Origin of the sequence: Streptomyces sp. NBC_00080 (genome assembly GCF_045041255.1) — a bacterium.
In the GTDB taxonomy this organism is placed as follows: Bacteria; Actinomycetota; Actinomycetes; order Streptomycetales; family Streptomycetaceae; genus Streptomyces; species Streptomyces coriariae.
The window spans coordinates 230725-256246 of sequence record NZ_CP108236.1 but is presented as its reverse complement, the minus strand read 5'-3'; the positions used below and the strand labels follow the sequence as shown (position 1 = coordinate 256246).

Sequence of the window (25522 nt, the reverse complement as noted above, 5' to 3'; positions counted from 1 at the left end):
CCTCACTGCGCGTAAGGGCGGATCTGGACCAGCCGGAAGTCACCCTGCTCGGTCATCAGCCACTCGATGTCGAGAGGTTTGTCCACGTCGGTCGCGCTGAAGTGGGACTGCAGGAGCCGCCCGGTCAGGGACAGGTCGGCGAGCCGGGCGCGGACGGCGGCGGACAGCTTCTGGCCCGACGAGCCCAGCGCGACAGTACGGCCGCCACCCTCCACGGTGTTGTACAGGTACTGCTGCGGCAGCACTGTCCCGTCGACCACCTGCTCGGGCGAGCCGGGGGAACAGTTGAGGTAGACGTTGCGGAAGTCCTCCCGGCGGGTCGGGTTGCAGGTTACGAGGACGCCGCCCAGGGAGGCGGGCACGTACTCCTGGATGATCACACCCATGTAGGTGTCGTCGAGGGAGATGCCGACCTGGTGGCGCAGCCGCACGCTGCGGGGCGATACGAGGGAGGCCCACACCTGGCGTACGGCGTCGAGGAGTTCGCCCGTGCCGTGGACGGTGGTGACGGAGTCGTAGACGCCCGCCGCGGAGAACCCGGGGAGGTCCTCGGCGTTGGAGGAGGATCGCACCACCAGCCGTCCGCGCGAGGCTGCCGCGGCGGGGAAGGCCTGGTCGATCTGCCGGGTGACCGCCTGGGGGACGGGGGTGTGCCGGATCAGGTGCTGCAGGTGCAGGCACAGCGAGTCCAGGACGTCGGTGGCGTCGAGTTCGAGGGCCATCTTCAGTTTGCCGATGCCCTGCTGGAGGGCGGGGGAGGAGGCGAGGAACCGCTGCTGGAGGGCGAAGGGGAGTGCGACGCCCTCCGGGGCGCCGACCGCCTCGGCAACGAACTCGGCTGCCCTGGAGCGGAGTTGCTCGGCTGTGAAGGAGGTGAGGCCGAGGCGGGCGGCGAGGTGGCCGTAGAGGTCCTCACGCGGCGGACGGGGCCGGCCGTAGAAGGAGGTCAGGTCCACGGTGCGGCTGTCGAGGACGTGGTGCAGTTCGCCGAGGTGGGCCGCCTTCGTGCCGTAGCGGTCGCGGTCGGCACTGCGCAGCCGGTGCAGGGACAGCACGGGGGCGTCTTCGAGCAGGGGCGGTTCGAGGCGTATGCGCTGCTGGTGCCAGGCTGGCGCCCGCAGGTCGGGTTCGTGGTCGAGGCGCTGCAGGGATATGTCGTCCTCGTCGACCCGGTAGCGCACCCACGCGTTGTCGAGACCGTCCTTGTCGACGAGTTGCTCCAGGTCGCGGACGATCGCGTTGGGAATGCCCCACCCGGAGGCGAGGACGTTGGTGTGCGAAAGGGGCGTGATCGGCGCGGTGTTGATGAAGCCCGCGACACGCGGCACGTCGTCGGGCAGGCAGGGCATCGCCACGATGTCCGCCCAGCCCAGCCCGGTCTCCGCCGCCGTGTACTCCTCGGCGGTCCGGAAGAACCGCAGTCGACCGGTGGCCTCGCCGGCGTTGAGCGGTGTGCGCTTCCGGGAACCGAACAGCTCGTGGCTCAGGATGCGGGGCACACGCTGTTCGCTGATCGCCGACAGCTCCTCCTCCTGCCCGTGGTTGGCGGGCTTGAGCAGCAGCGGCAGCCTGCTGTCGACCCGGGCCCGCACGAACGCGTAGAAGAATGCGAGCAGTTCGCCGTGCATGGTGTCGGCCTCGGTCGTCTCCAGGACGAGGAAGGGCCGCTCCCTCCCCTTTTCCTGCTCGGTGTGCAGGGACAGCACACCGAGCAGGAACCGGCGCTCGGGATCGGTGTAGACGGAGGCGTTGAACGCGTCCAGCTGCGCGTCGAGCGTGGCCAGGTCCATGCCCAGCACCTGGGTGGCGATGTAGTTGACGTGGAAGGGGTGCGCGCCGGTGTCGAGCAGGTGCCAGGTGTTCTGCGCGCGGTCGACGACGACCTTGAGGTAGGGGTGACCCGCCAGGACTCCCGACAGCGTCCGGAAGAGCGGCAGGGAGAGATTCTCGCCGACGACCGTGCGGTCCGTGGCGGGCTCGGCGGCACCGGTGGCCAGGTGGACGCTCATGCGGGGACCTCCTCGGACTGCGCGGCGGGCAGCACCCGGGGCAGGGCGTCCACCAGGGTCTCGAAGTCGCGCAGCACCGTCCGCGGGTCGGCGGCGGAGAGCAGGCACAGGGCCGCCATGGTGTTGGCACCCGCGGCGGGGTCGTAGACCGGCACGACACTGCCGTCGGGCAGGGAGCTCTCCGCCACCACCGACAGCTCGCTGTCCGGGCTCAGCGGCACGTCCGACGCGACCACGGGGAAGTCCCAGACCCTGCGGTCCTGCCATGCATCGCCGCGGCCGTCGACCGCGAGGACGACGAGGGAACCGGCCGCACCCCGGCCCTGCGCCGGTGTCAGAGCCTGCTCCGGCCAGGCGACAGGGCGTCCCAGGAGGTGGTCGACGAGCATGCCCACCAGGTCCAGTGCGAAGACCCCCTCGATTTGCGGCACCGTCATCGCGCCGCCGAACCGGGCAGCGGTCTCGATGAGCCACATGCTCCCGTCGGGGCCGAGCTTGATCTCCGTGTGCGTCCCGCAGTCGCGCAGGCCCAGCGCGTCGACCGCGCGGCGCGCAAGGTCCACGACGCGGTCCTGCGCGTCCGGAGAGAGCAGGGCGGGGGTGATGCCGGCGCGCTCGGTGAAGGGCTCGATGGTGGGCATCCGGCCGCTGAGACAGACGGGGTGGAACACACCGTCCGCCACGACGCCCTCGACGCTGAGGTAGTCGCCCCAGCCGGGCTCGTCGAACCAGTCCGCCGCCGTGCCGCTGACGATCTCCTCGACCACGAAGTCGGCGTTCGCCTCGGCGACATGCAGCTCCGCGTATCCCAACTGGGCGGACTCCGCCATGACCTGCCGGGAGCGGGCCCAGGCGGCGGACGCGTCGCCGGGAGAGGTGATGATCTGGTGGGCGGTGGATCCCGCGCTCCAGGCCGCCTTCAGCAGCAGCGGACAGGACAGGGAGTTCACCGCCGCCTGCAGATCCGCCTCCGTGGCGACGGGGCGGAACGCGGGCTGCGGCAGGCCGCTTCGCTGCCAGGTGCTGCGCATCAGCCGCTTGTCGCGCGCGAGTGCGGCGGCTGCGCCCGCGCCCGGCAGGCCGAGCCTCTCGCAGGCTTCGGCGACGGCCACGACCGCGTACTCGGAGAAGGTGATCACGGCGTCCGCGCCCACCTCCTGGGCCCGCGAGACGATCAGGGAGACCAGGTCGCAGCGGCCCGCGTTGTCCGGCGTCGTGACCGAGGCGCACAGTCTGGCGGCAGAACCCGCCACGGCGGCGGGAAGAGCGCTGAGCGCCAGCAGGTGCACGTCCGCCCTCGCAGCCGTCCGGGACAGGACATGGCCGAGCGGCGGACCACCCTTGGCATGCACCAACAGCACCGTGCTCACAGAAATTCGTCTCCATTCACCTGGTCGGTAGGGGCCGTCCTCGGCACCATCGGTGCGGCGACGGGCCCGGGGGCGCGTGCGGGGATGGCGTCCGGCGTCCCGCCCGCACCCTCCAGGGGACCAGGCTGCACCCGTCCATATCGCCGCAGAGAGCGCTCGCGACTCAGGCAAACGCCTGAGTCGCAGACGTGATTCGCAGAATTTCGTCCCCAGAGACCGGCCCGAGCGGTAGGGCGGCGGGATTCCCCGTCCCCTTTCGGCAACTCGGCCGGGAATGGAGCTTGTGCTGTACCGGGCGGGCTATCCACGTCATGTGACTGTGCGTCAGCCAGTCGTATACGGATGGAGACCGTGATGGGCGACCCAAGCCTCAAGACACTGCTCGAGAACCTTCCCGTGTTCTGGAGGGAATTCGAAGTCGACGAGCCGGGGCAGGCGGAGGAGGGGAACGCCGACGGGCCCAGGCAGACGGACGAGTCGGACGACCCCGGCGGCCGCGCCGACCCGGGCGGCTCACAGCCCACCAGGGACCGGCGGCGGCGAGGAGCGGGGCTCGCGGCGCCCCCCGGCCACGCTGCCTTCGCGGATCTTGTGGATCTCGCTCCGGCGGCCGCCTTCATCCGGGATCGCGACGGGCGCTACCTGTGGGCCAACCACGCCTACGCACACCTTTACGGCACCGTGCCGCAGCAACTGGTCGGCAGATATATCGAGGACTTCGACGCCCCGGCCGAGGCCAACCGGTTCCGGGCCCTGGACCAGCAGATACTCACCCGAGGCACGCCCGTCCGTCACACCCTCCGCTACCGGCGTCCGGACGGCACCACGGGCCGCGCCGTCGGCCACCGCTTCCCGGTGCGGGAACAGTCCCGTACGTGCATCGCCGGCATCTACGTGGACATCACCGACCACCTGCGGGCGACGGCGCAGCGCCAGGAGGCCGAGGAGAACCTCAGCGCCCTGCGTGACCACAGCGGTCTGCCCTGTGCCCTGTTGTCGGCGAGCGGGCGGGTGATCGAGGCGAGCGTGGCGGCCGCCGAACTCTTCCACCTCGGCCTGACCGACCTCGTGGGGCGCCGCGCCCACACGCTGCTCGCCTCCGAACCGGGGCACGATCTCGACCGGTTGCGCCGCCGCTGGAACAGTCTGATAGCCCGCCGGACCCGACGTGTCGAGACCACCGCCGTGCTCGTCGACACCCGAGGACTGCAGCGGCGGGCGGAGGTCCACCTGACGACTATCGGCCATTCCGCCAGCCGGGCACGGCACGTCTGGGCCGTGATCACCCATCAGAGCCTCGCCCACGAGGCGCATCCGCCGCTGACCGCAGCGCAGATCCGCATCCTGTCGCTGCTGGCTCAGGGCAGCAGCAACAGCGACATAGCCGCCTCGCTGAAACTGTCGCGGCAGACGCTCGACTACCACCTCAGCCGCCTGCGGCACCTGCTGGGCGCCGCCACCCGTCCGGCCCTCGTGGCCCGCGCCTACGTCCTCGGCATACTCGCCCCCCACACCTGGCCCCCACGCTCGGCCACGGCGGCCCACCCCCTCAGCACCGCATGACCTCAGCGGTCGGGAAGACTCGCCTCGGCGCCGGCGTCGTCGGGCTGAGCACCCTGCGCGAGCGCGGGACGTTCTCCTCTACTTCACAGTAGGCCTGCCCTGGCAGAAGTGGACCGCCGTTCCTGCGGCGAGGGAGCCCACGGCCGGCGGATCTACGACTGGGCCCGCGTCGAGGTGAGGCCCTGGCACCGCGAAGACCGCCGGCACCGGGTGATCGCCCGCCGCAGCGTCGCCTCCGTGGATCGGCGCCTCGCCGGTCTGCGGGAGAAACGGATCCTCCCAGCTCATCCACCACCCTGTACGCGCTCGCGCTGCTCCGCCAGACCCGCTGAGCCTTCGCCTGCTTGCAGAGCTTCCGGCCGAGTTCTGCGGGAAGGGGCAGCGTCTGCCCTCGCCCGGCGGGGCGAGGGGTGGCGTCAGTGGGAGGTCAGCCGTGGTAGTTGATGTATCCGTTGCCGTCGGTGTCGTTGGTGCGCTTGGTGTAGGAGTGGGCGTCCGCCTTGGCGCCGGTGGGCTTGAGCAGGTAGATGGTGTCCTTGTCGTTGTTCCAGATGAAGTTGCAGTTCTGGCGGTAGACGACGTTGCCTGCGTCGGAGTTGGTGCCCTTGCCGCCGCGCAGTTTCACGTAGTCGCCGGGCTCGAGCTTGTGGCTGGTGGTGAAGGTGAACTTGTTGCCCGTGGCGTCCTTGACGACGTAGCCCTTGAGGTCGACGGTCGCGGTGCGGGAGTAGTTCTTGATCGTCAGGTACTCGCTCTTGGTGTTGCCGCCGGAGCACCGGTTGGAGTCGCTGCCGGGGGCGTCGTACTGGACGCCTTTGAGCTTCAGCGCGGACGTGTACTCGGTGGCCTGGGCCGGTCCGGCGGCGATCACGGCGATCGTGCCCGCGGCGGCAACTGCGGCCAGAGTGTGGCGCATACGCATGAGGAAATCCCCCCTCAGTGGTGCGAATAGAGCGCCCGGAGCATACCGGAAGTGATCAATGAGTGTCCTTGGCGTGTACATATCGTGAACTCGCGGCGCGGGCGGGTGTCACATCGAAGCCTTGTACCGCCGGGCCGAGCTGGGGGAGGAGGCCGGGGACCGGCAGGGTGCGGAAGCCCTGGCCCGGGAGGCCGCCGACCACGACGACACCGAAGCCCTGCTCCGCCTGGCCTCGCCGATATCCAGGGCCCGGCCCGTCCGTGCATGAACCGTGGCGGCTGCGCGGCCTCGGCCGGCTGGCGGCCGGCGACTACCCCGACCCGATCGTGGATCTCTCCGACGGCCTCACCCTTTCGAACGGGCCCGCGGCCTTGCCGAAGCCTGAGATCATTTCCGGCATGGACATGAGGCAGGTGCTGACGGACTACGCGACGACCGGCGGCGTCGGCGTCCTCAGGCCCAGAGCCACGCTGGACGCCGTCACCGAGGTACTCGGACCACCGGTCGAGGCCGACTACTTCCTCCACCCGAGGGAGACCTGGCCCCGGACCTTCGCGTACGGGGACGTGCGCCTCGAAGTGTGCGGCTGTCGCGAGATCTTCCGGGTCGCGCTGAGCACCTGGACCGGGACGGTGGACGTGCCGACCGGGCGGCGGGGGGAGACGGTGACCCTCGCGTCGGAGTTCACGTTCGGGGAGCTGAAGGAGTTGCTCGGTGCGGCCGGGGTGGAGGGGGAGATGCGGACCTTCCCCACGCTGACCGACCAACTCACCGTCGTCGTCGGGGAGTACCCGCAGGGCGTCGACTTCACCTTCGTCGTCCCCGACCCCGCCGCACCGGACAGCGCCACCCTGCACAGCGTGATCGCGAAGGATCTCGACCACACCTGCTAGTCGTCCTCCTCCTCGTCCGCATCTGCGGCCTCGGGACTGGTAGGCGCGCATAACAACCCGGCCCACAACGCCTCCTGACAGGGATGGACCGATTGGCTGCCGCCAAGCGGCTGGGCATCCGGGAGGGTGATCGTGCGCATGGTCGGGGTCCATTGGCCGGCAACCGTCGAACGACTCGCATTCCAGCTCAGCCAGGCCAAAGCAGCTGACCGGCGCGTGCACGAGGCGAAGAGCGTCGGAAGCGGCCGCCCGAACCGGGACGACCTCCCGCCTGCGGAGTACCAGCGGCAGCTCCACGCGTACGTGCAGACACCCGAGTACAGGGCCTCGGACCGCGAGCTCCGGATCGCTGTGGCCTTGAGCAAGGCACACGACGCAGCCTTGCTTCGAGCGGCCCACGCACTGCCCGCACGGCGTGCCGAAGGAAATCGGCCGCCCCTCCGCCTTCAGCATCCGCGCATCCTGCCCGGCGGCCACGTGCCCCAGTGGTGGATGAACGCCATCAACACCACGTACGCCGGCATCTGGAGGGCAATCCCGTCACCCGGACCTGAGCTCCGGCTCGGCAGCCCGGACGACCTGCTGGTCCAGGAAGTCGCCAGGCAGGCACGTCTGTTGCAGGCCAGCCACTCTGAATGAGGCCGAGAATCCCGGCTCACCACCGCACAAGATCAGGCTCCGAGAAGTGGCAGCTGGTCGGCGGTGAGGTCTTCGCGCACCCGCAGGAAGCGAACGGGGTGGCGGTAGCGACCGTCGTCGACGGCCGTGTCCGCGAGGAACTCCACCACGACCACGGGGTGGACAGGGTCGAACTCCAGCTCGCCGCGGCTGCCCCAACCGGCGCTGAAGCGACGTCCGCGCCACGGGTGGTCGGCGTCGGCGGGGCGCAGCCGGGTTCCCAGGTCGCGCCGGGCGGCGGTGGGCAGCGGGGTGGTGCGGGCGATCAGCCGGAATCGGCCGGAGGCGTCGGATCGGCCCAGCAGTAGGGTGCTCGGTGACGTCGTCGCCCCGGTGACTGCGCCGATCACCGCTTCCTGCACCACCTCCACCAGCCGGGCGCGAGCAGGCTCTGCCACGGCGTTTCGACCTGATGTTCTGCCGTCTCGGCCCCCTTTGACGCAGGTGCCGGCGGCGGTTCGGTCCGCGCACCAGCCGCGTGCTGATGGGTACGCACGATGGTGGAGTCCACCGAGATGTCCCAGTCGATCTCGCCCGCGGCATCGGCAGCAGCCTGGACTGTTGCAGCAGACGTTCCCACGTGCAGTCGGCCGACCACAGCCGGTGGCGTTCATACACGGTCTTCCACGGCCCGAAACGCTCGGGAAGATCCCGCCAGTGCACCCCGGTCCGCACCCGGTGCAGAATCCCGTCGATCACCTGCCGGTGATCTCGCCACCGGCCACAACGCCCATCGCTCACCGGCAGGAACGGCCGCAGCCGTTCCCACTCGGCATCCGTCAGATCACCCCGCCCCATGCCCATAACAACGACTCAGGCACGGGCAGTCACATGATCGCCCGGACAGCTCCTAGTGCTCTGACAGGGAGGGCTCGCCGGGTTGCGGGGAGGGCGGATGACGTGCAACGACTTCCGACGACGGAGTTCCGCCCCATAGGATCTTGAGCCCAGGCATGGACGTCGGAGGGCGACGATGGAACAGCCGCGGATACGCCTCGGCAGCGATGATGTGTGGCTGGAACTGGCTCGGACCGGTGGGGACAGTTGGCAGATCACCGCAGACTGGAGCTCCTGCCTGACGGCTGACTTCACCGCAGATCTCAGCGCTGCGGAGGCTATGGACTTCGCAGCGCGGATGCTCTCTCATCTGCGCACTCCGTCGGGTGTCCGCTTTTCGGTGGCTGTGACTCCGGGTCGCAACAATCCGCTGACGCTGAACGCGGAGCCAGTCGGGGACGGTTTCGCCTTCTTCGTACGCCTGACTCCCAACGGCGACGACACCGTGTGTCACTTGCAGATGGAGATCGATCCGATCGCCACATCGGAACTTCGTGAAGCATTCCATGCACTGCACGCGGCCCTGGTGGTGTGACCGTCCGGAGCGTTTTGGTCAGACCGCGGTCGTGAGTGGGCATCCGCTGGGGCGGCCGACCCGCTCTCGCCTCATGTTCAGGCAACATGGCGAACGTTCCAGGTCACAGCATCACCTCCGCCGCGGAACTGTCTGGGCTACTTGACCAGCCGGAGGCGGGATGCCCGACCCAGGCCCGCAGGAACTCCGCTGCGATTCCTACTCCGTGACGAACGGTGCATATCCAACCGGGACCTCGCTCACCTGAAGGTCACGGAAGAGCAAGGTCAGGTTGTGCGCGTTGGTCTCAATGCGCACTTCGTGGAAGTCGATCCCGAGGGTCTTAGACCAGCGTTGGGTCGCCTCCGACTCGGGGAGGAGCTTCGCGCCCGGATAAAGGCAGTGCCACTTCACTCCCCAGACGTATCCGTCGAGGTCAACACCGGTTTCGTGGTCGAGTCATCTCGGTCACCCGGCGCTTCCCTGGTTCTCCAGATACCTCAGAGTGTCTCGCTTTCCTGCTGCGGACTGGTTCGTCTCCATAGGCCGCGAGACGCACGCCGTTCGCAGCAGCATGACCACCCGCCTCCCAGTGCTTCGAGGGCTGCCGATGCATCTCTGGGATCAATATATCGAACACGAATCGAACATCGCGAGGCACTCGATATTGCGCAAGCGGCTAACCGGGAACTGAACCAGGCCCGCTGACGCCAACTGCGCGGCCGCGGCGTCCTAAGCAGCACCGGCCTGTTTCAGCGGCCCGCTCGTCAGCGCGCGGTGTAGTCCGCGGCGAGCCGGTCGAGGAACGTCATGAGCTTGGCGTTCATCTCGGTGTAGTCGTTGGCGCGCAGCTGGTCGGGCTGCTGGACGAATGGCCGGTCGGTGAGCGCGGCCAGTTCCTTCTCGCTGTGCTCGATCAGGGCCTCGATGCAGTCGGGGGTGAACTCCATGTGGCACTGGAAGGCATACACGTAGCGGCTGTAAGCGACGATCTGGCGGGGGCATCCGGCGCTGGTGGCCAGCACAGTCGCGTGGTCGGTGAGGCCCGGCATGTCGTTGTGCCAGTGGCCGGTGTGGAAGGAGTCCCCGAAGCCCGCGAGGAAAGGGTGCTCGCGGCCGGCGTCGGTGAGTGTGACGGGGAAGGATCCGATCTCCGTGTTCGGGCTGGGCGCCCAGGCGGCGCCAAGGGACTCACCGACGAGCTGGGCGCCGAGGCAGATACCGATGACGGCCTTGTCCGCCTCGATACAGGAGGAGATGAGGGCCTTCTCCGCGGCGGCGTCGAAGTGCGCGCACTCCTCGACGGTGGTGCTGGGCTGCTGGGGGCCGCCCATCACGATCAGCAGGTCGATGTCCTGTCCGGACGCGGGCAGCGCGTCCCCCTCATAGACCCGCGAGAAGCTGAGGTCGTGGCCCCGGGCTCTGGCCCAGTCCTCGAAGGCCCCAGGGGCCTCGAACGCCTCGTGGACGACGATGTGGGTACGCATGACTGTGCTGGCCTTTCGGTCTGTGTGTGTGATGGGAGCGGTGCGCTGCGGTAGCTCATGCCGCCGACGGCATGGCCGGGCCGGGTCAGGTGGGGTGGACGGGGAGGACGGCGGCGAGGTCGTCGGTGAACTCGCGGGCCTGCTGCGTGGTGAGCGTGGAGGTGGTTACCCGGATCTCCTGGCTAGTGCCGGCCTTGGCTGCGAAGAGGTGACCGGGCTGGACTGCCCACCCTCGTCGTGCCAGTGCATCCGCGATGGGGCGGGCCTCCGTGCCCAGCGGCACCCAGACGTTCAGGCCGTCCGGCCGGTAGCCGAGCGGACGGCCGATGCCCCGCTCAGCCAGCTCGGCCAACAGCAACGCGCTGCGCTTGGCATAGGCGTCGCGCGCGCGGGCGGTCAGCTCGTGCACCTGCGGATCACTCACCAGCCGGTACACCGTGTGCTGCAGCAGTCGGCTCACCCACGTCGTCCCGGTGTTCAGCCGCGTCTGCAGGCGCTCGGCGCTCTCCTCGTCCGTCGCGACGAGCGCGAGCCGAAGATCCGGCCCGAGGAACTTCGACACCGAGCGCACCAGCGCCCACCGGGAGACCTCGGGCGGCGTGATCCGGTGGTACGGCGCGTTGGAGACGGCCCAGAAGTGGTCGTCCTCGATGACCAGGACCTGGGTATGCGCCGCAAGGACCGACCGCAGTTCGGCGGCGCGCTCGCGGGTGACGCTCACACCGGTCGGGTTGTGGGCCCGCGGCGTGCACACCACCGCTCGCACCCCGCCCTCCAACGCCGCCCGCAGGGCCTCCGGCCGCATCCCTGCTTCGTCGACCGGGACCGCGACGGTGCGCAGACCGTTCAGCCGCAGGGTACCGATACTGGCCAGGAAACACGGATCCTCCACCGCGACCGCGTCGCCCCGGGTGAGATATGCGGTCAGCAGCCGCTCCGTGGCATCGACCGCGCCGTGCGTGACCAGAATCCGGAAGCCGTCCGTGGCCACGTCCGGCGCGAACTGTTCCGCCGCGCAGCCGGCGAGGTCCGGATCGACCGACGGTGCGCCGTAGAACGCGGGCCGGTAGTCACCACCCCGGAGCGCCTGCAGTGCATCGGGGATCAGTTCCGGATCGGGGTTGCCGCTGGCCAGATCGATCAGGCGGCCGCCGAACCACGCGCCTTCGCTGGCCAGTTGCGGCACCCCACTCACGACAGTCCCGCCGCGGCCGCGGGTCTCCGCCTCGCCGGCAGCCACCAGCTGGCGGTACGCCGAGGCCACCGTGTTCCGGTTCACCCCCAGCTCCTCGGCCAGCTTGCGCACCGGCGGGAGCAGGTCCTGCGGCGCCAGCTGACCCGACGCGATCAGGTCCCGCACACTGCTCGCGATCTCTGTCGCCGTCATCCCGCTGATTTGCACCGAGCACCACCTCCGCACACGACCATAACGTTTGGCATAGGCCATAAGAAATATGTCCTATGCCAAAAGCGCTCCCGACCGTGTCGGACCGGCGAGCCGTTCATCCGGGCGACTAGACCGCGGCCACGTCATGCCGGCTCTCAGGCGCCGGGGAGGTAGGGAACACCTCGTCGACGGCACGGTGGGAGTTGGCGCGTCCACGACCCGATGCACACCCCACTCCCGGATCGGAGGTGGGGAGATCAACAGAGCACGTCTGCCCGCCTGCTGAGCACCCGGCGGGATTTCCCCGGGTTCAGCCAAGGCGAGCCCAAAAGCCGCCATGAGATGACCTTGGAGTCCTGAAGGCGGCTGGTCAGGAAGCGGCAGGCGTCGCGCGGCCGAGCGGCGCCAGGCTTCCGTGCAGGGCGGCGTGCAGGGCGACTGCGAGTCACGGGCCCGGCCCTCGACCCCCTCACCTCAAGCCTGTTGTTCACAGCGGCTTGCCCCGGACGCACCTGGGGGTCTTGCGCGAGAACCATCGTTCCCGTACGGTTTTACCTGTCGACGAGAACGCTCGTTCTCACGGCAGCGCACCCACGCCAACGGAACTCACACCCCACCAGCGGCGATACCGACAGACCCAGAGGAAGCGACATGAGTCACGAACCGCGCCCCCCGTTCCCGCCGTTCACCCGGGAGACCGCCATCCAGAAAGTCCGCCTGGCGGAAGACGGCTGGAACTCCCGCAACCCGGAAAAGGTCGCCCTCGCCTACACCCCGGACTCTTACTGGCGCAACCGCGCGGAGTTCGCCACCGGCTACGACGAGATCGTCGCCTTCCTCACCCGCAAGTGGAACCGGGAGCTGAACTACCGGCTCATCAAGGAACTGTGGGCCTTCGACGGCAACCGCATCGGCGTGCGCTTCGCCTACGAGTACCACGACGACTCGGGCAACTGGTTCCGCGCCTACGGCAACGAGAACTGGGAGTTCGACGACAACGGCCTGATGCACCACCGCTACGCCTGCATCAACGAACTTCCCATCAAGGAATCGGAGCGCAAGTTCCACTGGCCCCTCGGACGCCGCCCCGACGACCACCCCGGCCTGAGCGACCTCGGCCTCTGACCGGCCACCCCCGCGCCGTGGACCCGGGCCCGACGCCGGATCCACGGCGCGGCCGTTCGCTCGTGACGCTGTACCTGCGGCAGAGGCCGCCGCGCACCTGGAGGGCTTGGGCTCAGGAATCCCTCGCAGGCCCTGAAGACCCTCTCACCTGCGGTAAGCGTGGGGCGCTGCTCCGGATTTTCGACAGTTCGGCGCAGCCCTCTTGTGCCGAGAACGACCGTTCTATAGGTTGGTCTCAATCAATAGAACGATCGTTCTCAGTCTGAAGGCTCACGACACTGTCATCGCTGGCCGGACGGATTGCCGGTTCGGCCGCCGCGAGTGCCGCAGGACCGCCGCCTGGGCCCTGACGCCGCCCCAATCCAGGGCCGAGGGCAGAGAAGCTGCAGAACACGAGCCTGTTGATGCGGGCTCGGAAAGTTCAGCTGGGTGATCCCATGACTCTCTCGCACACCGCAATGCGACCCCCGCCGATGGCGCTGCCCCCGTCCGGCGAACAGCCCCGGCCGGCCCCCGTGACCCCGGCGCTGGCCCATGCCCGTACGGGCATGCACCGGCACGGCATGATCGCCCTCCCCGCCGAGGAGCGCTGGGTACACACCGCCCGCCACTTCGCCGCATCCCTGCTCGCCCGATGGGACGTCGTCCCGGAGGATCAGGACTCCGTCCTGCTGATCGTCGGCGAGCTTGCGGGAAACGCAGCCCAGCACGGACGGGCCGACATGATCGTGAGCCTCGCGCTCGAAGGCCGCGCCGTGCGTATCGAGGTCGCCGACTCCGGCGCCACGGCGCCCTCGCCCCACCCTCGCTGCACCGGTGCCCCTGATGAGCACGGCCGCGGCGCGGGCATCGTCGAACTCCTGGCGGACTGGACCGAAACACTCGAGGAACGGGATCACCGGCGGGACCGCGCCGGCCTCCGCGTCGCCACCGCACCGGCTGAGCAGCCCCAGGCAGACCTTGCGCTCGCTTGAGTGGGCAGCGGGCAACACGCCCGGCCCCGATCCGGGCAGGCGCACACGGCGACGGCCGGCCCGCGCCCGGGAATATGCCGTGCAACCTGGTGGCTGTATCGTGAGAGAACGACCGTTTTCGAGATTGGGTGAGCGAAGTGGAAGCCGAGACGACTGAGCAGCGGATCCTTGACGCTGCGGAGGAGCTGTTCTACGGCCGAGGCATTCAGTCGGTGGGAATGGATGCGATCCGCACCGCCTCCGGCGTGCCTCTCAAGCGCCTGTACCAGAACTTCCCTTCCAAGGACACCCTGGTCGAGGCGTACCTGAGGCGGCGGGACGCGAGGTGGCTCCGCGATCTTGCCCAGCACGTGGATACCTACGACTCACCCGAGCAGCGGATTCTGGCGGTCTTCGACTGGCTGTTCCTCTGGTTCAGTGAGCAGGGGTTCCGCGGCTGCGGCTTCATCAACTCCTTCGGGGAGCTGGGGGCGACGTCCCAGACCGTGGCCGACATCGCGAAGGCCCACAAGGATGCCTTCCGGCGATATCTTGCCGATCTCGTGGCCGCCGCGGACGTGCCCGCGTGGCTGACCGACCAGCTCGTCCTCCTCGCCGAGGGCGCGATGACCACAGCGGCCATCTCCGGGTCTCCAGAGCCCGCCCGTCACGCCAAGGACGCCGCCCGCACCCTGCTGCGGGTCGCTCACGCAGATGTGGTCACCGCTGCCTGAGCACGCCGTCGCCTTCACTCACAGCCCCGCTTCCGTTCCCTGCGGGGTGCCGCCAAGTGAGCAGGGCGCACGTGAGGCTGGTCCTGGGTGGGGGCTTTTGGCCCTGCCCGCGCCGGTCGTCCATCGAGCAGGACCCGCAGCTGCCGGCCGGCGCGCGGATGACCATGCGACTGCGGGTCGCGGCCGAACGCCGGATACGCGACGCCGGGTTCCACCGTCGTCCAGGCCGCGGGATCTGCACCTGTCCTGGCCGACCGCACGCATGCCTTGCGCGACCAGGCCCGTGAGGTCGTCGAAGCATCTTTGCCCGAGGTCGACGTGCTGGGCATCGGTGAGACCCGCCGGGGCGAGCCGCGCTGGGAACAAGACCTCGACACCGACAGACGGGCGGGGCACGCGATCGGTGGCACACCGGCTTCATCGACGCCCTCGGGGCGGGCGGGCTGCTGGGCCAGGTCGAGGACCGCAGCGTCGCCGACGTGCTGGCCTGGCTCGCCACCGCCCCGCTGAACTGGAGAAAGAGCATCACACACGTCGCCATCGACGTGACCGCCACCTACCGCGCCGCGATCCGCACCGGCCTGCCGCACACCAGGGTCGTGATCGACCACTTCCACGTGGTGCAGCTGGCGAACAAGATGCTCTCGGCGGCCCGGCGCCGCACCACTGCCGAGGTCCGCAGCCGACGCGGACGAGCCACCGATGGGGAGTGGTCGGCCCGCCGGCGCCTGCTGCGCAGCCGTGAGGACCTCACCGACGAGCAGTTCGCGACGATGTGGAACGCGCTCGGCGAGGGGCAATCGGGTAGACCCTGCTGAGGACGTGGATCGCCAAGGAGAACCTGCGCAGCCTCCTCGCTCTGGCCAGAACTGGCGCCGACCGGAACCAAGTCGGCCAACCCCGCTGGAAGTTCCTCACATGGCGCGCGGATTCCGACATCCCCGAGATGCGGCCGCTCGCCGTCACCGTCGACCGCTGATGGCCCGAGACCGCCGCATTCGTCGACACCGGACAGCAAACGCCAGGGGCGAAGGCATCAACCGTGTGATCAAGCGTGTCGCCCGCGCGGCGTTCGGCTTTCGCAATGCCGACAAACAACGGCTACGGACACGCTGCGTCACCGCTCGCCGGGCCCGCGGACACCTCCGCACCGCTCAACTCTGAGGAGCCGGTATGGGCCCCTCGTAGCAGTCGCCGATCGTGCCCGTCCAGGCAACCAGGGCCGAGGCCCGGGCCTGTTCAGTGCAGGCCCAGGACGAGAACTGGGCTGGACATCGTGCGGATCGGAATCACGCAATCGAATTCAGCAGCTTGCGCGAGAACCAACGTTCTACTATCGTGGAGGGCACGGAGAACGCTCGTTCTCTGCCTGGTCGGTCGACTGCCGCGATGCGGTTGCCGTCGAGGGCACCCACCTCCTTGTGTGGGCCCGAGTACAACCGAAGGAAGCGACATGAGTCACGAACCGCGCCCCCCGTTCCCGCCGTTCACCCGGGAGACCGCCATCCAGAAAGTCCGCCTGGCGGAAGACGGCTGGAACTCCCGCAACCCGGAAAAGGTCGCCCTCGCCTACACCCCGGACTCTTACTGGCGCAACCGCGCGGAGTTCGCCACCGGCTACGACGAGATCGTCGCCTTCCTCACCCGCAAGTGGAACCGGGAGCTGAACTACCGGCTCATCAAGGAACTGTGGGCCTTCGACGGCAACCGCATCGGCGTGCGCTTCGCCTACGAGTACCACGACGACTCGGGCAACTGGTTCCGCGCCTACGGCAACGAGAACTGGGAGTTCGACGACAACGGCCTGATGCACCACCGCTACGCCTGCATCAACGAACTTCCCATCAAGGAATCGGAGCGCAAGTTCCACTGGCCCCTCGGACGCCGCCCCGACGACCACCCCGGCCTGAGCGACCTCGGCCTCTGACCCTCGCCGCCGCGACAGGTCCCAGGCCGGCCACCCGGTTGAGAGCCTGCCGGGTGGCTGTCGATCGGAGAGCGGACGCGGCGTGGTGCGTGCGCCCGACAGAGGGACAAGCCTGAGGGAGTCGGGCGAGACCGTCCCCGTCCCTTCAGGCCCGCCCTCTGGCTCTCGCGGCGAAGCCTGTGGCCTCGGCCAACAGCGGGCCGTCGAGGCACGACAGCCCGGGCGGGCCAGTCGGTCGAAGCGCTTGAACCGCGCGGCCACTGAGCGCGTTGTTGCAGGGCTGCACGAGCAGGCAGCGGGAACCGAACCCACGATCAACCTCCGGGGCCCAAGTAACCGACCCTCGAGCAGCGAGAGCTGCTGTCTGCGTGCAGCGCCAGGAGCATCTGCCGCGCTGCTGCGACTAGCCTGCCCCGTGCGGCGCTTCGGAGGCCGGCGCGGACTCAGTACTCGCCGTGAGGCTCGAACGGCGACGGCGTCATGAGCGCCATCGACTTCCGCCTCCCTTTTTTGCACTCATACTGCTGCGGACCGCTCGCACGCAGACCGATATCCCGGCCTGATGAGCGCCACCCAGGCAGGCCCGGAGACACCGCAACGGTGGCGGCATCTTGTTCGGCCCGCCCCGCACCCGCCGCAGGCCATCACCTTCAACGGCCTGGTCGTCCCGGCCGCCACCGGCCGGTTCCACCCGGCCTGGGCAATGGCCGCCGTGGCCCTGTCGGTCACCACCGTCTTCGCCAACTTCATCGGCGCCCGCCCCACACCCTGCTGTTCGCCGCCGTCGGCAGCTACGCCGTCGCCCGGGGTCACGGCCGTGTCGACGACGGCGCCCTTGCAGGCCGAGCGCGACGCGGGTGCCGCGGACGCCGAGATCGGCGAGGTCGTCGGCCACCTGGCCCTGAACGTCCTGACGAACCACTTCAACCTCGCCAAGGTCGACAACGACTGGCCCGTGGTCACGCCGCGCTCCGTGGTCTGACCCGCACCCGCCCCGCCGGCCCGGCCCCACCCCCCGACCGGGGCCAGGCCGGCGGCCCCTCGCCCGCCGGTCGGCGGCATCCCCGACCGCCCGTGGAAGGAAGAACGATGACAGACCCGGCGCGTAGCACCCCGGTGGGCTTCCACGAGGGCGAGCTGGCCGTCCAGCGTCAGGCAGGCGTAGCCAGGGACGCGGCACGGCTCTCCGGCATGCTGGCCCCCGCCCAGCTGCGCGGCGGCGTGGCCCGATTCCTGGCCGAGCGGACCTTCGCCGCGATCACCGCCCGCGCCATGGACGGCACGCTGTGGGTCTCCCCGCTCACCGGCCCGCCCGGGTTCCTCCACGTCGCCTCGTCGGCAGCCCTCGCCGTGCGGGCACTGCCCGCCGAAGGCGACCCACTGCATCACCTACCGGCGGCCCAGCAGGTCGGGCTGATCGTGGTCGAGTTCGCCACCCGCAGACGCCTGCGGATCAACGGCACCCTCTCAGCCACCGGGAGCGACGGCCTGCGCATCGGCGTGGAGCAGGCATACGGCAACTGCCCCCAGTACATCCAGAGCCGGCAACTCCACGCCACGCCCGCGGGTATCCCTCGCGGGGAGCCGGTCCGGAGCGCCGACACCCTCGCCGCCAGCGACATCGGCCTGATCCGCCGGTCCGACACCTTCCTGATCGGCACCACCCACCCCGCCCGCGGCAACGACGCCTCACACCGCGGCGGTCCTCCCGGATTCGTCCGCGCCGAGGACGGACGACTGTGGTGGCCCGACTATTGGGGCAACAACATGTTCAATACCCTCGGCAATCTTCAGGCCGACCCCACCGCCGCCCTGCTCTTCTGCGACTTCACCACCGGCCACACCCTGCACCTATCCGGTCGGGCCGCCCTGGAATGGACCCGCACGGGCATCCCCGGCGACGACGACCGCACCGGCCGCCGTGTCCACTTCACCCCCCGCCATCTCGTGGCCGGCCGCCTGCTGCCGCTCCAGGCCGACACAGTTACCGCAGCCCCCGACAACCCGCCGCTGACCGACCAGCCCACCGCACAATGAAGGACCGCCCCGCCATGACCGACAGCCGCCCGCTCGTCCCTCCGTTCGACATCGACAGCGCCCTCGCCCAGGTCCAAGCCGCCGAAGACGCCTGGAACACCCGCGACCCGCGTCAGGTCGCCCTTGCCTGCACCGAGGACTCCGCCTGGCGTAACCGCGATGTCCTCGTCACCGGCCGCGAAGAGATCACCGAGTTCCTCACCGCCAAGTGGGAACACGAACTCGACTACGTCCTGCGCAAGAGCCTGTGGGGCTTCCGTGGCAACCGGATGGCCGTCCGCTTCCAGTACGAATGGCACAACGGCGAAGGCCAGTGGTTCCGCTCCTACGGCAACGAACTGTGGGAGTTCGCCGACAACGGTCTGATGCGCCGCCGCGAGGCCAGCATCAACGACCTGCCCATCAACGAGGAAGACCGCCGCTACTTCGGCCCCCGCCCCGACAGCGAGCGCGGCCCCGGGCACGACATCCCCCTCGCCTGAAACCACCGCACGTCCCAAGATGCCCATGACGGCGCCTGAGCAGGGCACAGCAATGAGTGAATGGCCATGACCCTCAGCTTTCGCACCATCGACGTAACTGGATACCGGGTGTCCTACCGGGAAACCGGCGAGCTTGGCGCACCGAAGCTGGCCCTCCTGGGCGGTTTCCCGTCCTCGTCGCACCAGTGACCAGGGACCCACCTCACCCCGCTTCGCTCCGGCGATCAGCCCCTCCGGCTGGCTTCGAGGACGCCGGCGTCTCTCCATTGCCGGAATCGGTTGTGGACGGTCGGGTCGGCCAGGCACCGAACTCGCCCGGCATCTCCCGCCACCGCCGCCCGTCTTCACCGCCGGACCAACCCCTCGAACCGCCGCGGTGACCGCTTGAGGTACGGGGGCGAACCTGCCGATCGGCAGGCAGCGCTCGATGAACTCCCATTCCAGATCCGTACGGCGGCGACGGGAAGCCTGGCGTGGTGCCGCTTGTGCCACAACGTACCCACCTCGGCGCCGAGTTCGGCGATCCCATCGGCCAGGCCAACAGGGACACCCCGCCTGCCCAGGCGGTCCGCGAGCACGCCACCGACGACCGCGCCACGGCGCCGCCGACGCCGTAGACCGCTGTGACGAAACCGGCGAAAGATGCCGAACAGCCCCGTTCCACCGTCAGATAGAGCGACAGGAGGACCACTACGAAGCTGCCGAGTCGGTTTGACGAGCATGGTGGTCCACAGTCACCAGAACGCAGGGCAGCGCCGTCCTCGCATCGGCCACCTCGCGCGCCATGCTCTAGGCGCCGGTGGTCACGGTGTGACGGACTCGGAGTGCCCCCCGGCCAGCCGACGCGGTCCCCCACGCGACTGCGGTGGGTGCGGACCCGGAGGGAGGCGTAGCTTGGATGTGGATCCCGGCAAGAAAGGCGTGCCATGACCGGGCCCAGCAAATTCTCAGACCGAGATCGGCACAGCGCAGCGAAACTGCTGGTCCGCTGCCTGGAGAACGAAGGTGTCCGCGTCGTCTTTGGCCTTCCCGGAGAGGAGAACCTTCACCTGACCTTAGCCCTGGCACGCTCCGGCATCCGATACATCCTGACCCGCCACGAACAGGCCGCCTCGTTCATGGCCGAGATGTACGGCCGGGTCACCGGTACGGCCGGGGTCGTCTCGGCCACGCTCGGCCCGGGAGCCATCAACCTTCAGCTCGGTGTCGCCGACGCCATGACCAACAGCACCCCCTTGGTTGCCCTGTCAGCGCAGGTCGGCCACAACCGCAACTACAAGGAAACCCACCAGTTCGTTGACCTGGTCAACATGTTCGCTCCCATCACCAAGTGGTCGGCCAGCGTGCCCAGCGCCGGGGCGATCCCCGAAATGCTGCGCCGCGCGTTCAAGACCGCCGAAACCGAGCGGCCCGGCGCGGTGTACCTGGCGGTACCCGAGGACGTCGACGCCGCGCCCGCCGCCGCCGAGCTGCAACCGCTGCCTCGCTACGTGGTGCGCGCCGAGGCGCCGTCGCCGGGCCAGATCGCCCGCGCCGCAGCACTCCTGCGCAACGCTCGCCACCCCATCGTGCTGGCCGGCCACGGCGCAGCCCGCAACGCCGCTGCCACATCGCTCACCGCTTTCGCCGACTCCCTCGGACTGCCGGTGGCAACCACCTTCCATGGCAAGGGAGTCATTGCCGACGACCTCATCGACTCCATGGGCTCGATCGGCTTCATGCGCCGCGACTACACCAACTTCGGTTTCGACGCGGCCGACCTGATCATCGCCGTCGGCTATGAACTGCAGGAGTTCGACCCCGCCCGGATCAACCCCCAACGCGACAAGAAAATCATCCACGTGCACCGCATCCCCGCTGAGGTCGACGCGCACTACTCGATCGACCTTGGCATCATCGGCGACATCTCGCAGTCCCTGGACGCGCTGTCGGCCGCCGTCTCCGACCGCTTCCGCGGGCCGGCCCCGGCCAGGTGCCGCGAAATGGTGCAAGCCGAGCTGGATCGCGGACGTGCCGACGGCCGGTACCCGCTCGCACCGCAGCGCATCGTTGCCGACACCCGCGCCGCTCTGGGGCGCGACGATGTCGTACTCGTCGACACCGGCGCCCTGAAGATGTGGATGGCGCGGCTGTACCCCACGTACGCGCCCAACACCTGCCTGATCTCCAACGGCCTGTCCGCAATGGGCTTCGCACTGCCCGGAGCGCTCGCCGTGGCTCTGGCCGAACCGGACGTCAAGGTGCTGGCCGCGGTCGGCGACGGTTCGTTCCTCATGCACTCCCAGGAGATCGAAACTGCCGTCCGCGAAGCCATCCCGCTTACCGTGCTGATCTGGGAGGACAACGGCTACGGGCTCATCGAGTGGAAGATGGACCTGACGCTCGGCGAACACGACGCCACCGCCTTCGGCAATCCCGACATCGTCCGCTACGCGGAGAGCTTCGGAGCCACGGGATATCGGATTGCCGACGCGGAGGAACTGCTGCCCACGCTGCGAACAGCCCTGGCCGACCCCGGAGTCTCCATCATCGCCTGCCCCGTCGACTACAGCGAGAACCTCAGGCTCACCGCCCGCCTCGGCCAACTGGACGCCGCACTCTGACGTCGTTCTGACTGATCCCGTGGCCCAAGTGAGCGCAAGGCCCCGCCGCCTCACCGCGACCCCATGTCGTGCTGGGGGCGCGGGAAGCGGCGGGGGAGCCCTGTCATGGTGGCCCTGGTCGCCCGAAGCGAATCGGCGTCCGGCCCAGGCGCCTTATCGGCAGCGGCCGCCGGCACGGCGGACGGCTGGGTCAGAAGGGCTTGGTGGGCAGGTACTTGCCGTCCAGGGTGATCACCGCGCGCTCGCCGCCCTCGGGGTCGGCGACCTTTTTGACGTCGAGCTTGAAGTTGATCGCGCTGATGATGCCGTCGCCGAACTGCTCGTGGACCAGGGCCTTGAGCGTGGTGCCGTAGATCTGGACGATCTCGTAGAAGCGGTAGATCGTCGGGTCGGTCGGGACGCCGCCGGGAATGGATCCCCGGGTCGGGATGGCCTGAAGCAGTACGGCCGCCTCCTCATCCAGTTCCAGCAGTTCGGCGACCGCCCTGGCGGCGGCCTCCGGCAGGGGATGCTGACCCAGAAGCGCGGCGGTGGTGAAGGCGACCGACAGGCCGCTGGCGTCGGCGAGCTGCTGCCAGGTCAGGTCCTTGCGCGTCTTGGCCTCGACAACCACAGCGGCCAGGGCCTGCCGGGCGGCAGGGTCGAACTGAGCGTGCACCATGAGGGTGCTCCTTTCCAACATGCCGGCCCGCACTACAGCGAGCTCAGCGGAGTCATACGGTCTGGGGATCAGGCCGCCGGACGGCGGCCTGGACGAAAGGGCCAGGGCAGCTCAGGCCGCGAGGGCGGCGGAGCAACCCGTGACCGGGTCGAGCTGGTCGACCGCGCCGGTGGGGATGTCGTAGACCCAGCCGCGCAGCGTGAGGGTCTTCGCCGCCAGTGCCCGGACGACGCTGGGGTGCGTTGCCAGGTTTGCCAGCTGAGCGATCACGTTGTTCCGTATCAGGACGCTCACCTTGTCCTCGCCGGGCTCGGCACAGGCCGTGCGGACCCGGGAGGCCTCCGCGTGCCGCAGCCAGTGGGCGACGGCCGGCAGGGCGGCGAGGTCGTGCTCGTCCGCCAGGGCGGTCATCGCGCCACAGGCGGAATGCCCGCAGACGACGATGTCGGACACGCCCAGGACGGCGACGGCGTACTCGATGCTCGCCGCGATCCCATCAGCGTTCGGGGTGTAGGCGGGCACCAGGTTTCCGGCCGTTCGGATGACGAACAGCTCGCCCGGCTCGCTCTGTGTGATCAGCTCCGGTATGACGCGGGCGTCGGAGCAGCTGATGAACAGGGTGCTGGGCCGGTGCGTGGTGGCCAGGTGCTGAAAGTGCGCCGCCTGGGCGGGGAAGACGCCCCGCTGGAAATGTGCGACTCCCTCGGCGAGGTCTTGCATGATCACTCCTTTCGGCCAGTGCCCGACTGGTGCGGGTTGACGAAATCCACCATGCATGAACTGTGCTTATAGAGTCCAAGACGCCCTGAATATAAGATCTATTGGTCTCATCTATAGTGATGTCATGGGCTTCGAACTACGTCATCTGCGCTATCTGCTCGCCGTCGCTGAACAAGGCAGCTTCACCCGCGCCGCCGAAGTCCTGCACATCTCCCAGCCGACCCTGTCCCAGCAGATCAGACAGATGGAACGCCTGATGGGCACGCAGTTGCTTGACCGTACGGGTCGTGCCGTGCGCCTCACCGACGCCGGCGAGACCTACGTCCACTACGCCCGTCGCGCCCTGCAGGAACTCGCCGCTGCTGAACGCGCCGTTCACGACGTGGCCGACCTCTCCCGCGGCAGTCTGCGCCTGGCGGTCACCCCCACCTTCACCGCCTACCTCGTCGGCCCCCTCACCGGACAGTTCCACGTCCGTCATCCCGACATCTCCCTGAGCATCAGGGAGATGACGCAGGACCGCATCGAGTCCGCCCTCCTTGCCGATGACCTCGACCTCGGGATCGCCTTTCGCGGTGCCCACCTGCCCGGCATCACCACGGACGACTTGTTCACCGAAGCCCTCAGCCTCGTCGTCGGCACCCACCACCCTTACGCCGACCGGACAGACCCGCTACCCGTGCGCGAACTGGAAGGCCGCCCCCTGGCCCTGCTCAGCAGCGACTTTGCCACCCGCAGGCACATCGACACCTACTTCGATCAGCACCGCACCACACCGCGCATCGCGATGGAAGCCAACTCGGTCAATGCCGTCGCCGAAATGATCCAGCGCACCCCTCTGGCATCTGTGCTGCCCGAGGCCATCGCCCGGGATCACCCGCATCTGCGTGCCGTCCCCCTCGCCCCGCCCCTGCCCGAGCGCATTGTCACTCTGCTCTGCCGCTCGGGCTCCTACCAAAGCGCTGCCGCCCGGGCTTTCACCCACCTCACCCGACAATGGGTCGCCTCCAGCGGATACTCCTCCTCCCCGTGAGGTCGCGGAGGCAGCGGGCGGTGGCCCATGGCGCAGGGACGCCGTCTGTCGAGCGAACAGGTCGAGCCGTGGAACTCTCCCTTCGTACGGCACGCCCTCTGATCGACTGGCAAGGCCCGCACGGCTCGCTCAGCTCCCGCGGTCGGTCACGGACGCCGCTGTCACCGTCGCGGGCAGCAGCCGGCAGGACACAGACCTGGAGTTCGGGAGTACCGGCTCCGAAGCGATTTGTTGCGGCTTGAGGGCGGGCCGTGGAGACGTGTGGCCACCGGCATCTCTGATGCTTCTGTGGGTCTTTGGGCCCGTGGGCGGGCTGCGGACCACGTTCCACTGGCTCTGCAGTCCGGCTGCGGCTGGGCGAAGGCCGCGTCCGTGGCGGCGCCGTCCCGTGCGCCGGCGGGGGTCGGGCTGGTCCTCACGCTCCCCGCCGCGGGCCCGGGCTCGGCGGCGCTGCCGGAGCCGGTCCGCTCTGGAGCGGGGGTCAGGAGCCGCTGTGAAGGCCGGTGTAGAGGAAGTGGTTGGCCTGGTCGACGGCTGTCTTGGCGGCGTTGGTGTGGGCGAGGGCGTTGAGCATGGCGAAGTCGTGGATGGTGCCCTGGTAGCGGACGGTGGTGATGTCGTTGCCGGCGGCGCGGAGCTTGGCGGCGTACGCCTCGCCCTCGTCGCGCAGGACGTCGGCCTCGTCGGTGATGACCAGGGCCTTGGGCAGGCCTTCGAGCTGGTTGAGGCTCGCGCGCAGTGGCGAGGCGAGGATCTGCTTGCGGTCCTTGGCGTTGGGGGCGTAGGCGTCCCAGAACCACTTCATGGCCTTGCGGGTCAGCCAGGGTCCGTCGGCGAACTCCCGGTAGGAGGCCGTGTTGAAGTTGGCATCGGTGACCGGGTAGAAGAGCACCTGCTCGCGCAGGGCAGGGCCGCGGCGCTGCTTGGCCATGAGGGTGACGGCGGCGGTCATGTTGCCGCCGACACTGTCGCCGGCGACGGCGATCCGGGAGCCGTCGACGTTGATCTCGTCACCGTGCTCGGCGACCCACTTGGTGGCCGCGTACGCCTGCTCGATGGCGATGGGGTAGCGCGCCTCGGGCGAGGGCGTGTAGTCGACGAAGACGACCGCAGCGCGGGCGCCGTTGGCGATCTGCCGCACCAGCCGGTCGTGGGTGTTCTCGTTGCCGAGGACCCAGCCGCCGCCGTGGAAGTACATGACGGCCGGGAGCTTGCCGCTCACTCCGGCGGGGCGGACGATCCGGATGGTCACCTCGCCGGTGGGTCCCACCTTGAGGGTGCGGTGGCTGATGTCCGCCGGGAGCTTGTCCACGGGGCCGGCCTGTGCGCTGTCGAGTGCCTTGCGGGCGTCGCCGTAGGACAGGGTGTAGATGGGCGGGTTCTTCGCGGCCGCGTCGGCGAACGCCTGGGCGTCCTTTTCCAGCACCGGGACGGTTGTGGTGGCGGACGGTGCAGTGGGTGAGGCCGACGCGTGGGCGGTGATGGTCACCCCGGCGATGAGGGCGGCTGCTGCGGCGACGGCGATCTTGCGGTTGATTCGGACAGGTGCGGTGCGCATGGGGAACTCCTGGTGCGTGGCGCAGGGCG

At 69.2% G+C, this 25522-nt stretch carries 26 protein-coding genes and 3 pseudogenes; 18 read left to right on the top strand and 11 right to left on the bottom strand.

What is annotated here, in order from left to right:
* Positions 1-2: 2 nt before the first annotated feature.
* A complete protein-coding gene (locus OHU34_RS44875; protein ID WP_142270066.1) occupies positions 3-2009 on the bottom strand; it encodes a PEP/pyruvate-binding domain-containing protein in 2007 nt (668 codons plus the stop codon).
* Positions 2006-3379: an acetyl-CoA carboxylase biotin carboxylase subunit family protein gene (locus tag OHU34_RS44870; protein WP_142270065.1), complete on the bottom strand. Its 1374-nt coding sequence runs from the start codon at positions 3377-3379 to the stop codon at positions 2006-2008. The genes OHU34_RS44875 and OHU34_RS44870 overlap by 4 nt, the downstream gene beginning before the upstream one ends.
* A gap of 354 nt (positions 3380-3733) precedes the next feature.
* On the opposite strand from OHU34_RS44870, the gene OHU34_RS44865 reads away from it, so the two are divergent.
* Both OHU34_RS44865 and OHU34_RS44860 read left to right on the top strand, forming a co-directional pair.
* Entirely contained in the window at positions 3734-4942 is a 1209-nt protein-coding gene (locus tag OHU34_RS44865; protein WP_142270064.1) for a PAS domain S-box protein, read from the top strand.
* Positions 4943-5033: 91 nt separating this feature from the next.
* Positions 5034-5176 (top strand): annotated as a pseudogene (locus OHU34_RS44860) (IS701 family transposase); the annotation flags it as partial.
* A 193-nt stretch (positions 5177-5369) separates the two neighbouring features.
* On the opposite strand, the gene OHU34_RS44855 reads toward OHU34_RS44860, so the two are convergent.
* Positions 5370-5864: a lamin tail domain-containing protein gene (locus OHU34_RS44855; protein WP_142270063.1), complete on the bottom strand. Its 495-nt coding sequence runs from the start codon at positions 5862-5864 to the stop codon at positions 5370-5372.
* A gap of 121 nt (positions 5865-5985) precedes the next feature.
* Here OHU34_RS44855 and OHU34_RS44850 point away from each other — a divergent pair, with 121 nt between their 5' ends.
* The 3 genes from OHU34_RS44850 (at position 5986) to OHU34_RS44840 (ending at position 7396) form a co-directional block, all read left to right on the top strand.
* Positions 5986-6132 carry a hypothetical protein gene (locus OHU34_RS44850; RefSeq protein ID WP_200840117.1) on the top strand — a complete coding sequence of 49 codons (147 nt, stop codon included), beginning with the start codon at positions 5986-5988 and terminating at the stop codon, positions 6130-6132.
* Positions 6125-6757: a hypothetical protein gene (locus OHU34_RS44845; protein WP_268827260.1), complete on the top strand. Its 633-nt coding sequence runs from the start codon at positions 6125-6127 to the stop codon at positions 6755-6757. The genes OHU34_RS44850 and OHU34_RS44845 overlap by 8 nt, the downstream gene beginning before the upstream one ends.
* Positions 6758-6889: 132 nt before the next feature.
* On the top strand, positions 6890-7396 hold the full coding sequence (locus tag OHU34_RS44840; RefSeq protein ID WP_142270061.1) for a hypothetical protein: 507 nt from the start codon (positions 6890-6892) through the stop codon (positions 7394-7396).
* A gap of 32 nt (positions 7397-7428) precedes the next feature.
* Here OHU34_RS44840 and OHU34_RS44835 read toward each other — a convergent pair whose 3' ends face one another.
* Both OHU34_RS44835 and OHU34_RS44830 read right to left on the bottom strand, forming a co-directional pair.
* A complete protein-coding gene (locus OHU34_RS44835; RefSeq protein ID WP_142270060.1) occupies positions 7429-7833 on the bottom strand; it encodes a hypothetical protein in 405 nt (134 codons plus the stop codon).
* 35 nt (positions 7834-7868) lie between these two features.
* Positions 7869-8233, bottom strand: a pseudogene (locus OHU34_RS44830) (IS5 family transposase); the annotation flags it as partial.
* 175 nt (positions 8234-8408) lie between these two features.
* On the opposite strand from OHU34_RS44830, the gene OHU34_RS44825 reads away from it, so the two are divergent.
* On the top strand, positions 8409-8807 hold the full coding sequence (locus OHU34_RS44825) for a hypothetical protein (RefSeq protein WP_142270059.1): 399 nt from the start codon (positions 8409-8411) through the stop codon (positions 8805-8807).
* 198 nt (positions 8808-9005) lie between these two features.
* Here the strand turns inward: OHU34_RS44825 and OHU34_RS44820 are convergent.
* From OHU34_RS44820 to OHU34_RS44810, 3 genes and pseudogenes are all read right to left on the bottom strand, one after another.
* Positions 9006-9245, bottom strand: a pseudogene (locus OHU34_RS44820) (hypothetical protein); the annotation flags it as partial.
* 308 nt (positions 9246-9553) lie between these two features.
* A complete protein-coding gene (locus OHU34_RS44815) occupies positions 9554-10273 on the bottom strand; it encodes a glutamine amidotransferase-related protein (RefSeq protein ID WP_142270058.1) in 720 nt (239 codons plus the stop codon).
* Positions 10274-10358: 85 nt separating this feature from the next.
* Positions 10359-11660 carry an aminotransferase class I/II-fold pyridoxal phosphate-dependent enzyme gene (locus OHU34_RS44810; protein ID WP_235034755.1) on the bottom strand — a complete coding sequence of 434 codons (1302 nt, stop codon included), beginning with the start codon at positions 11658-11660 and terminating at the stop codon, positions 10359-10361.
* 651 nt (positions 11661-12311) lie between these two features.
* Between OHU34_RS44810 and OHU34_RS44805 the strand changes: the two genes are divergently transcribed.
* The 11 genes from OHU34_RS44805 (at position 12312) to OHU34_RS44755 (ending at position 21521) form a co-directional block, all read left to right on the top strand.
* A complete protein-coding gene (locus OHU34_RS44805; protein WP_142270054.1) occupies positions 12312-12785 on the top strand; it encodes a nuclear transport factor 2 family protein in 474 nt (157 codons plus the stop codon).
* A gap of 437 nt (positions 12786-13222) precedes the next feature.
* Entirely contained in the window at positions 13223-13759 is a 537-nt protein-coding gene (locus tag OHU34_RS44800) for an ATP-binding protein (protein WP_235034754.1), read from the top strand.
* A 137-nt stretch (positions 13760-13896) separates the two neighbouring features.
* Positions 13897-14472 (top strand): TetR/AcrR family transcriptional regulator, encoded by a 576-nt coding sequence (locus tag OHU34_RS44795; protein WP_142270056.1) that lies wholly within the window; start codon positions 13897-13899, stop codon positions 14470-14472.
* Between the two features lie 356 nt (positions 14473-14828).
* Positions 14829-15290, top strand: a complete 462-nt coding sequence (locus tag OHU34_RS44790) for a transposase (RefSeq protein ID WP_142270290.1) — start codon at positions 14829-14831, stop codon at positions 15288-15290.
* Entirely contained in the window at positions 15175-15636 is a 462-nt protein-coding gene (locus OHU34_RS44785) for a transposase (protein WP_142270055.1), read from the top strand. Before OHU34_RS44790 ends, OHU34_RS44785 begins: the two co-directional genes overlap by 116 nt.
* 289 nt (positions 15637-15925) lie before the next feature.
* Positions 15926-16399: a nuclear transport factor 2 family protein gene (locus tag OHU34_RS44780; protein ID WP_142270054.1), complete on the top strand. Its 474-nt coding sequence runs from the start codon at positions 15926-15928 to the stop codon at positions 16397-16399.
* A 562-nt stretch (positions 16400-16961) separates the two neighbouring features.
* On the top strand, positions 16962-17381 hold the full coding sequence (locus OHU34_RS44775) for a hypothetical protein (protein WP_200840098.1): 420 nt from the start codon (positions 16962-16964) through the stop codon (positions 17379-17381).
* A 107-nt stretch (positions 17382-17488) separates the two neighbouring features.
* Complete coding sequence (locus OHU34_RS44770; RefSeq protein ID WP_142270053.1) at positions 17489-18436, top strand: pyridoxamine 5'-phosphate oxidase family protein; 948 nt, start codon at positions 17489-17491, stop codon at positions 18434-18436.
* 14 nt (positions 18437-18450) lie between these two features.
* A complete protein-coding gene (locus OHU34_RS44765; RefSeq protein ID WP_142270052.1) occupies positions 18451-18918 on the top strand; it encodes a nuclear transport factor 2 family protein in 468 nt (155 codons plus the stop codon).
* Between the two features lie 485 nt (positions 18919-19403).
* Complete coding sequence (locus OHU34_RS44760) at positions 19404-19535, top strand: hypothetical protein (RefSeq protein WP_405772704.1); 132 nt, start codon at positions 19404-19406, stop codon at positions 19533-19535.
* Between the two features lie 309 nt (positions 19536-19844).
* Positions 19845-21521: an acetolactate synthase large subunit gene (locus OHU34_RS44755; protein WP_142270051.1), complete on the top strand. Its 1677-nt coding sequence runs from the start codon at positions 19845-19847 to the stop codon at positions 21519-21521.
* A 190-nt stretch (positions 21522-21711) separates the two neighbouring features.
* On the opposite strand, the gene cynS is transcribed toward OHU34_RS44755, so the two are convergent.
* Both cynS and OHU34_RS44745 read right to left on the bottom strand, forming a co-directional pair.
* Entirely contained in the window at positions 21712-22182 is a 471-nt protein-coding gene (gene cynS / locus OHU34_RS44750) for a cyanase (RefSeq protein WP_142270050.1), read from the bottom strand.
* Positions 22183-22293: 111 nt separating this feature from the next.
* Positions 22294-22902, bottom strand: coding sequence for a carbonic anhydrase (locus OHU34_RS44745; protein WP_142270049.1), 609 nt, complete (start codon positions 22900-22902; stop codon positions 22294-22296).
* 124 nt (positions 22903-23026) lie between these two features.
* Here OHU34_RS44745 and cynR point away from each other — a divergent pair, with 124 nt between their 5' ends.
* The gene (gene cynR / locus OHU34_RS44740; protein ID WP_142270289.1) at positions 23027-23935 is read left to right on the top strand and encodes a transcriptional regulator CynR; all 909 of its coding nucleotides are present in this window, start codon (positions 23027-23029) and stop codon (positions 23933-23935) included.
* 481 nt (positions 23936-24416) lie between these two features.
* Here cynR and OHU34_RS44735 read toward each other — a convergent pair whose 3' ends face one another.
* Positions 24417-25493 (bottom strand): alpha/beta hydrolase, encoded by a 1077-nt coding sequence (locus tag OHU34_RS44735; RefSeq protein ID WP_142270048.1) that lies wholly within the window; start codon positions 25491-25493, stop codon positions 24417-24419.
* Positions 25494-25522 lie beyond the last annotated feature (29 nt).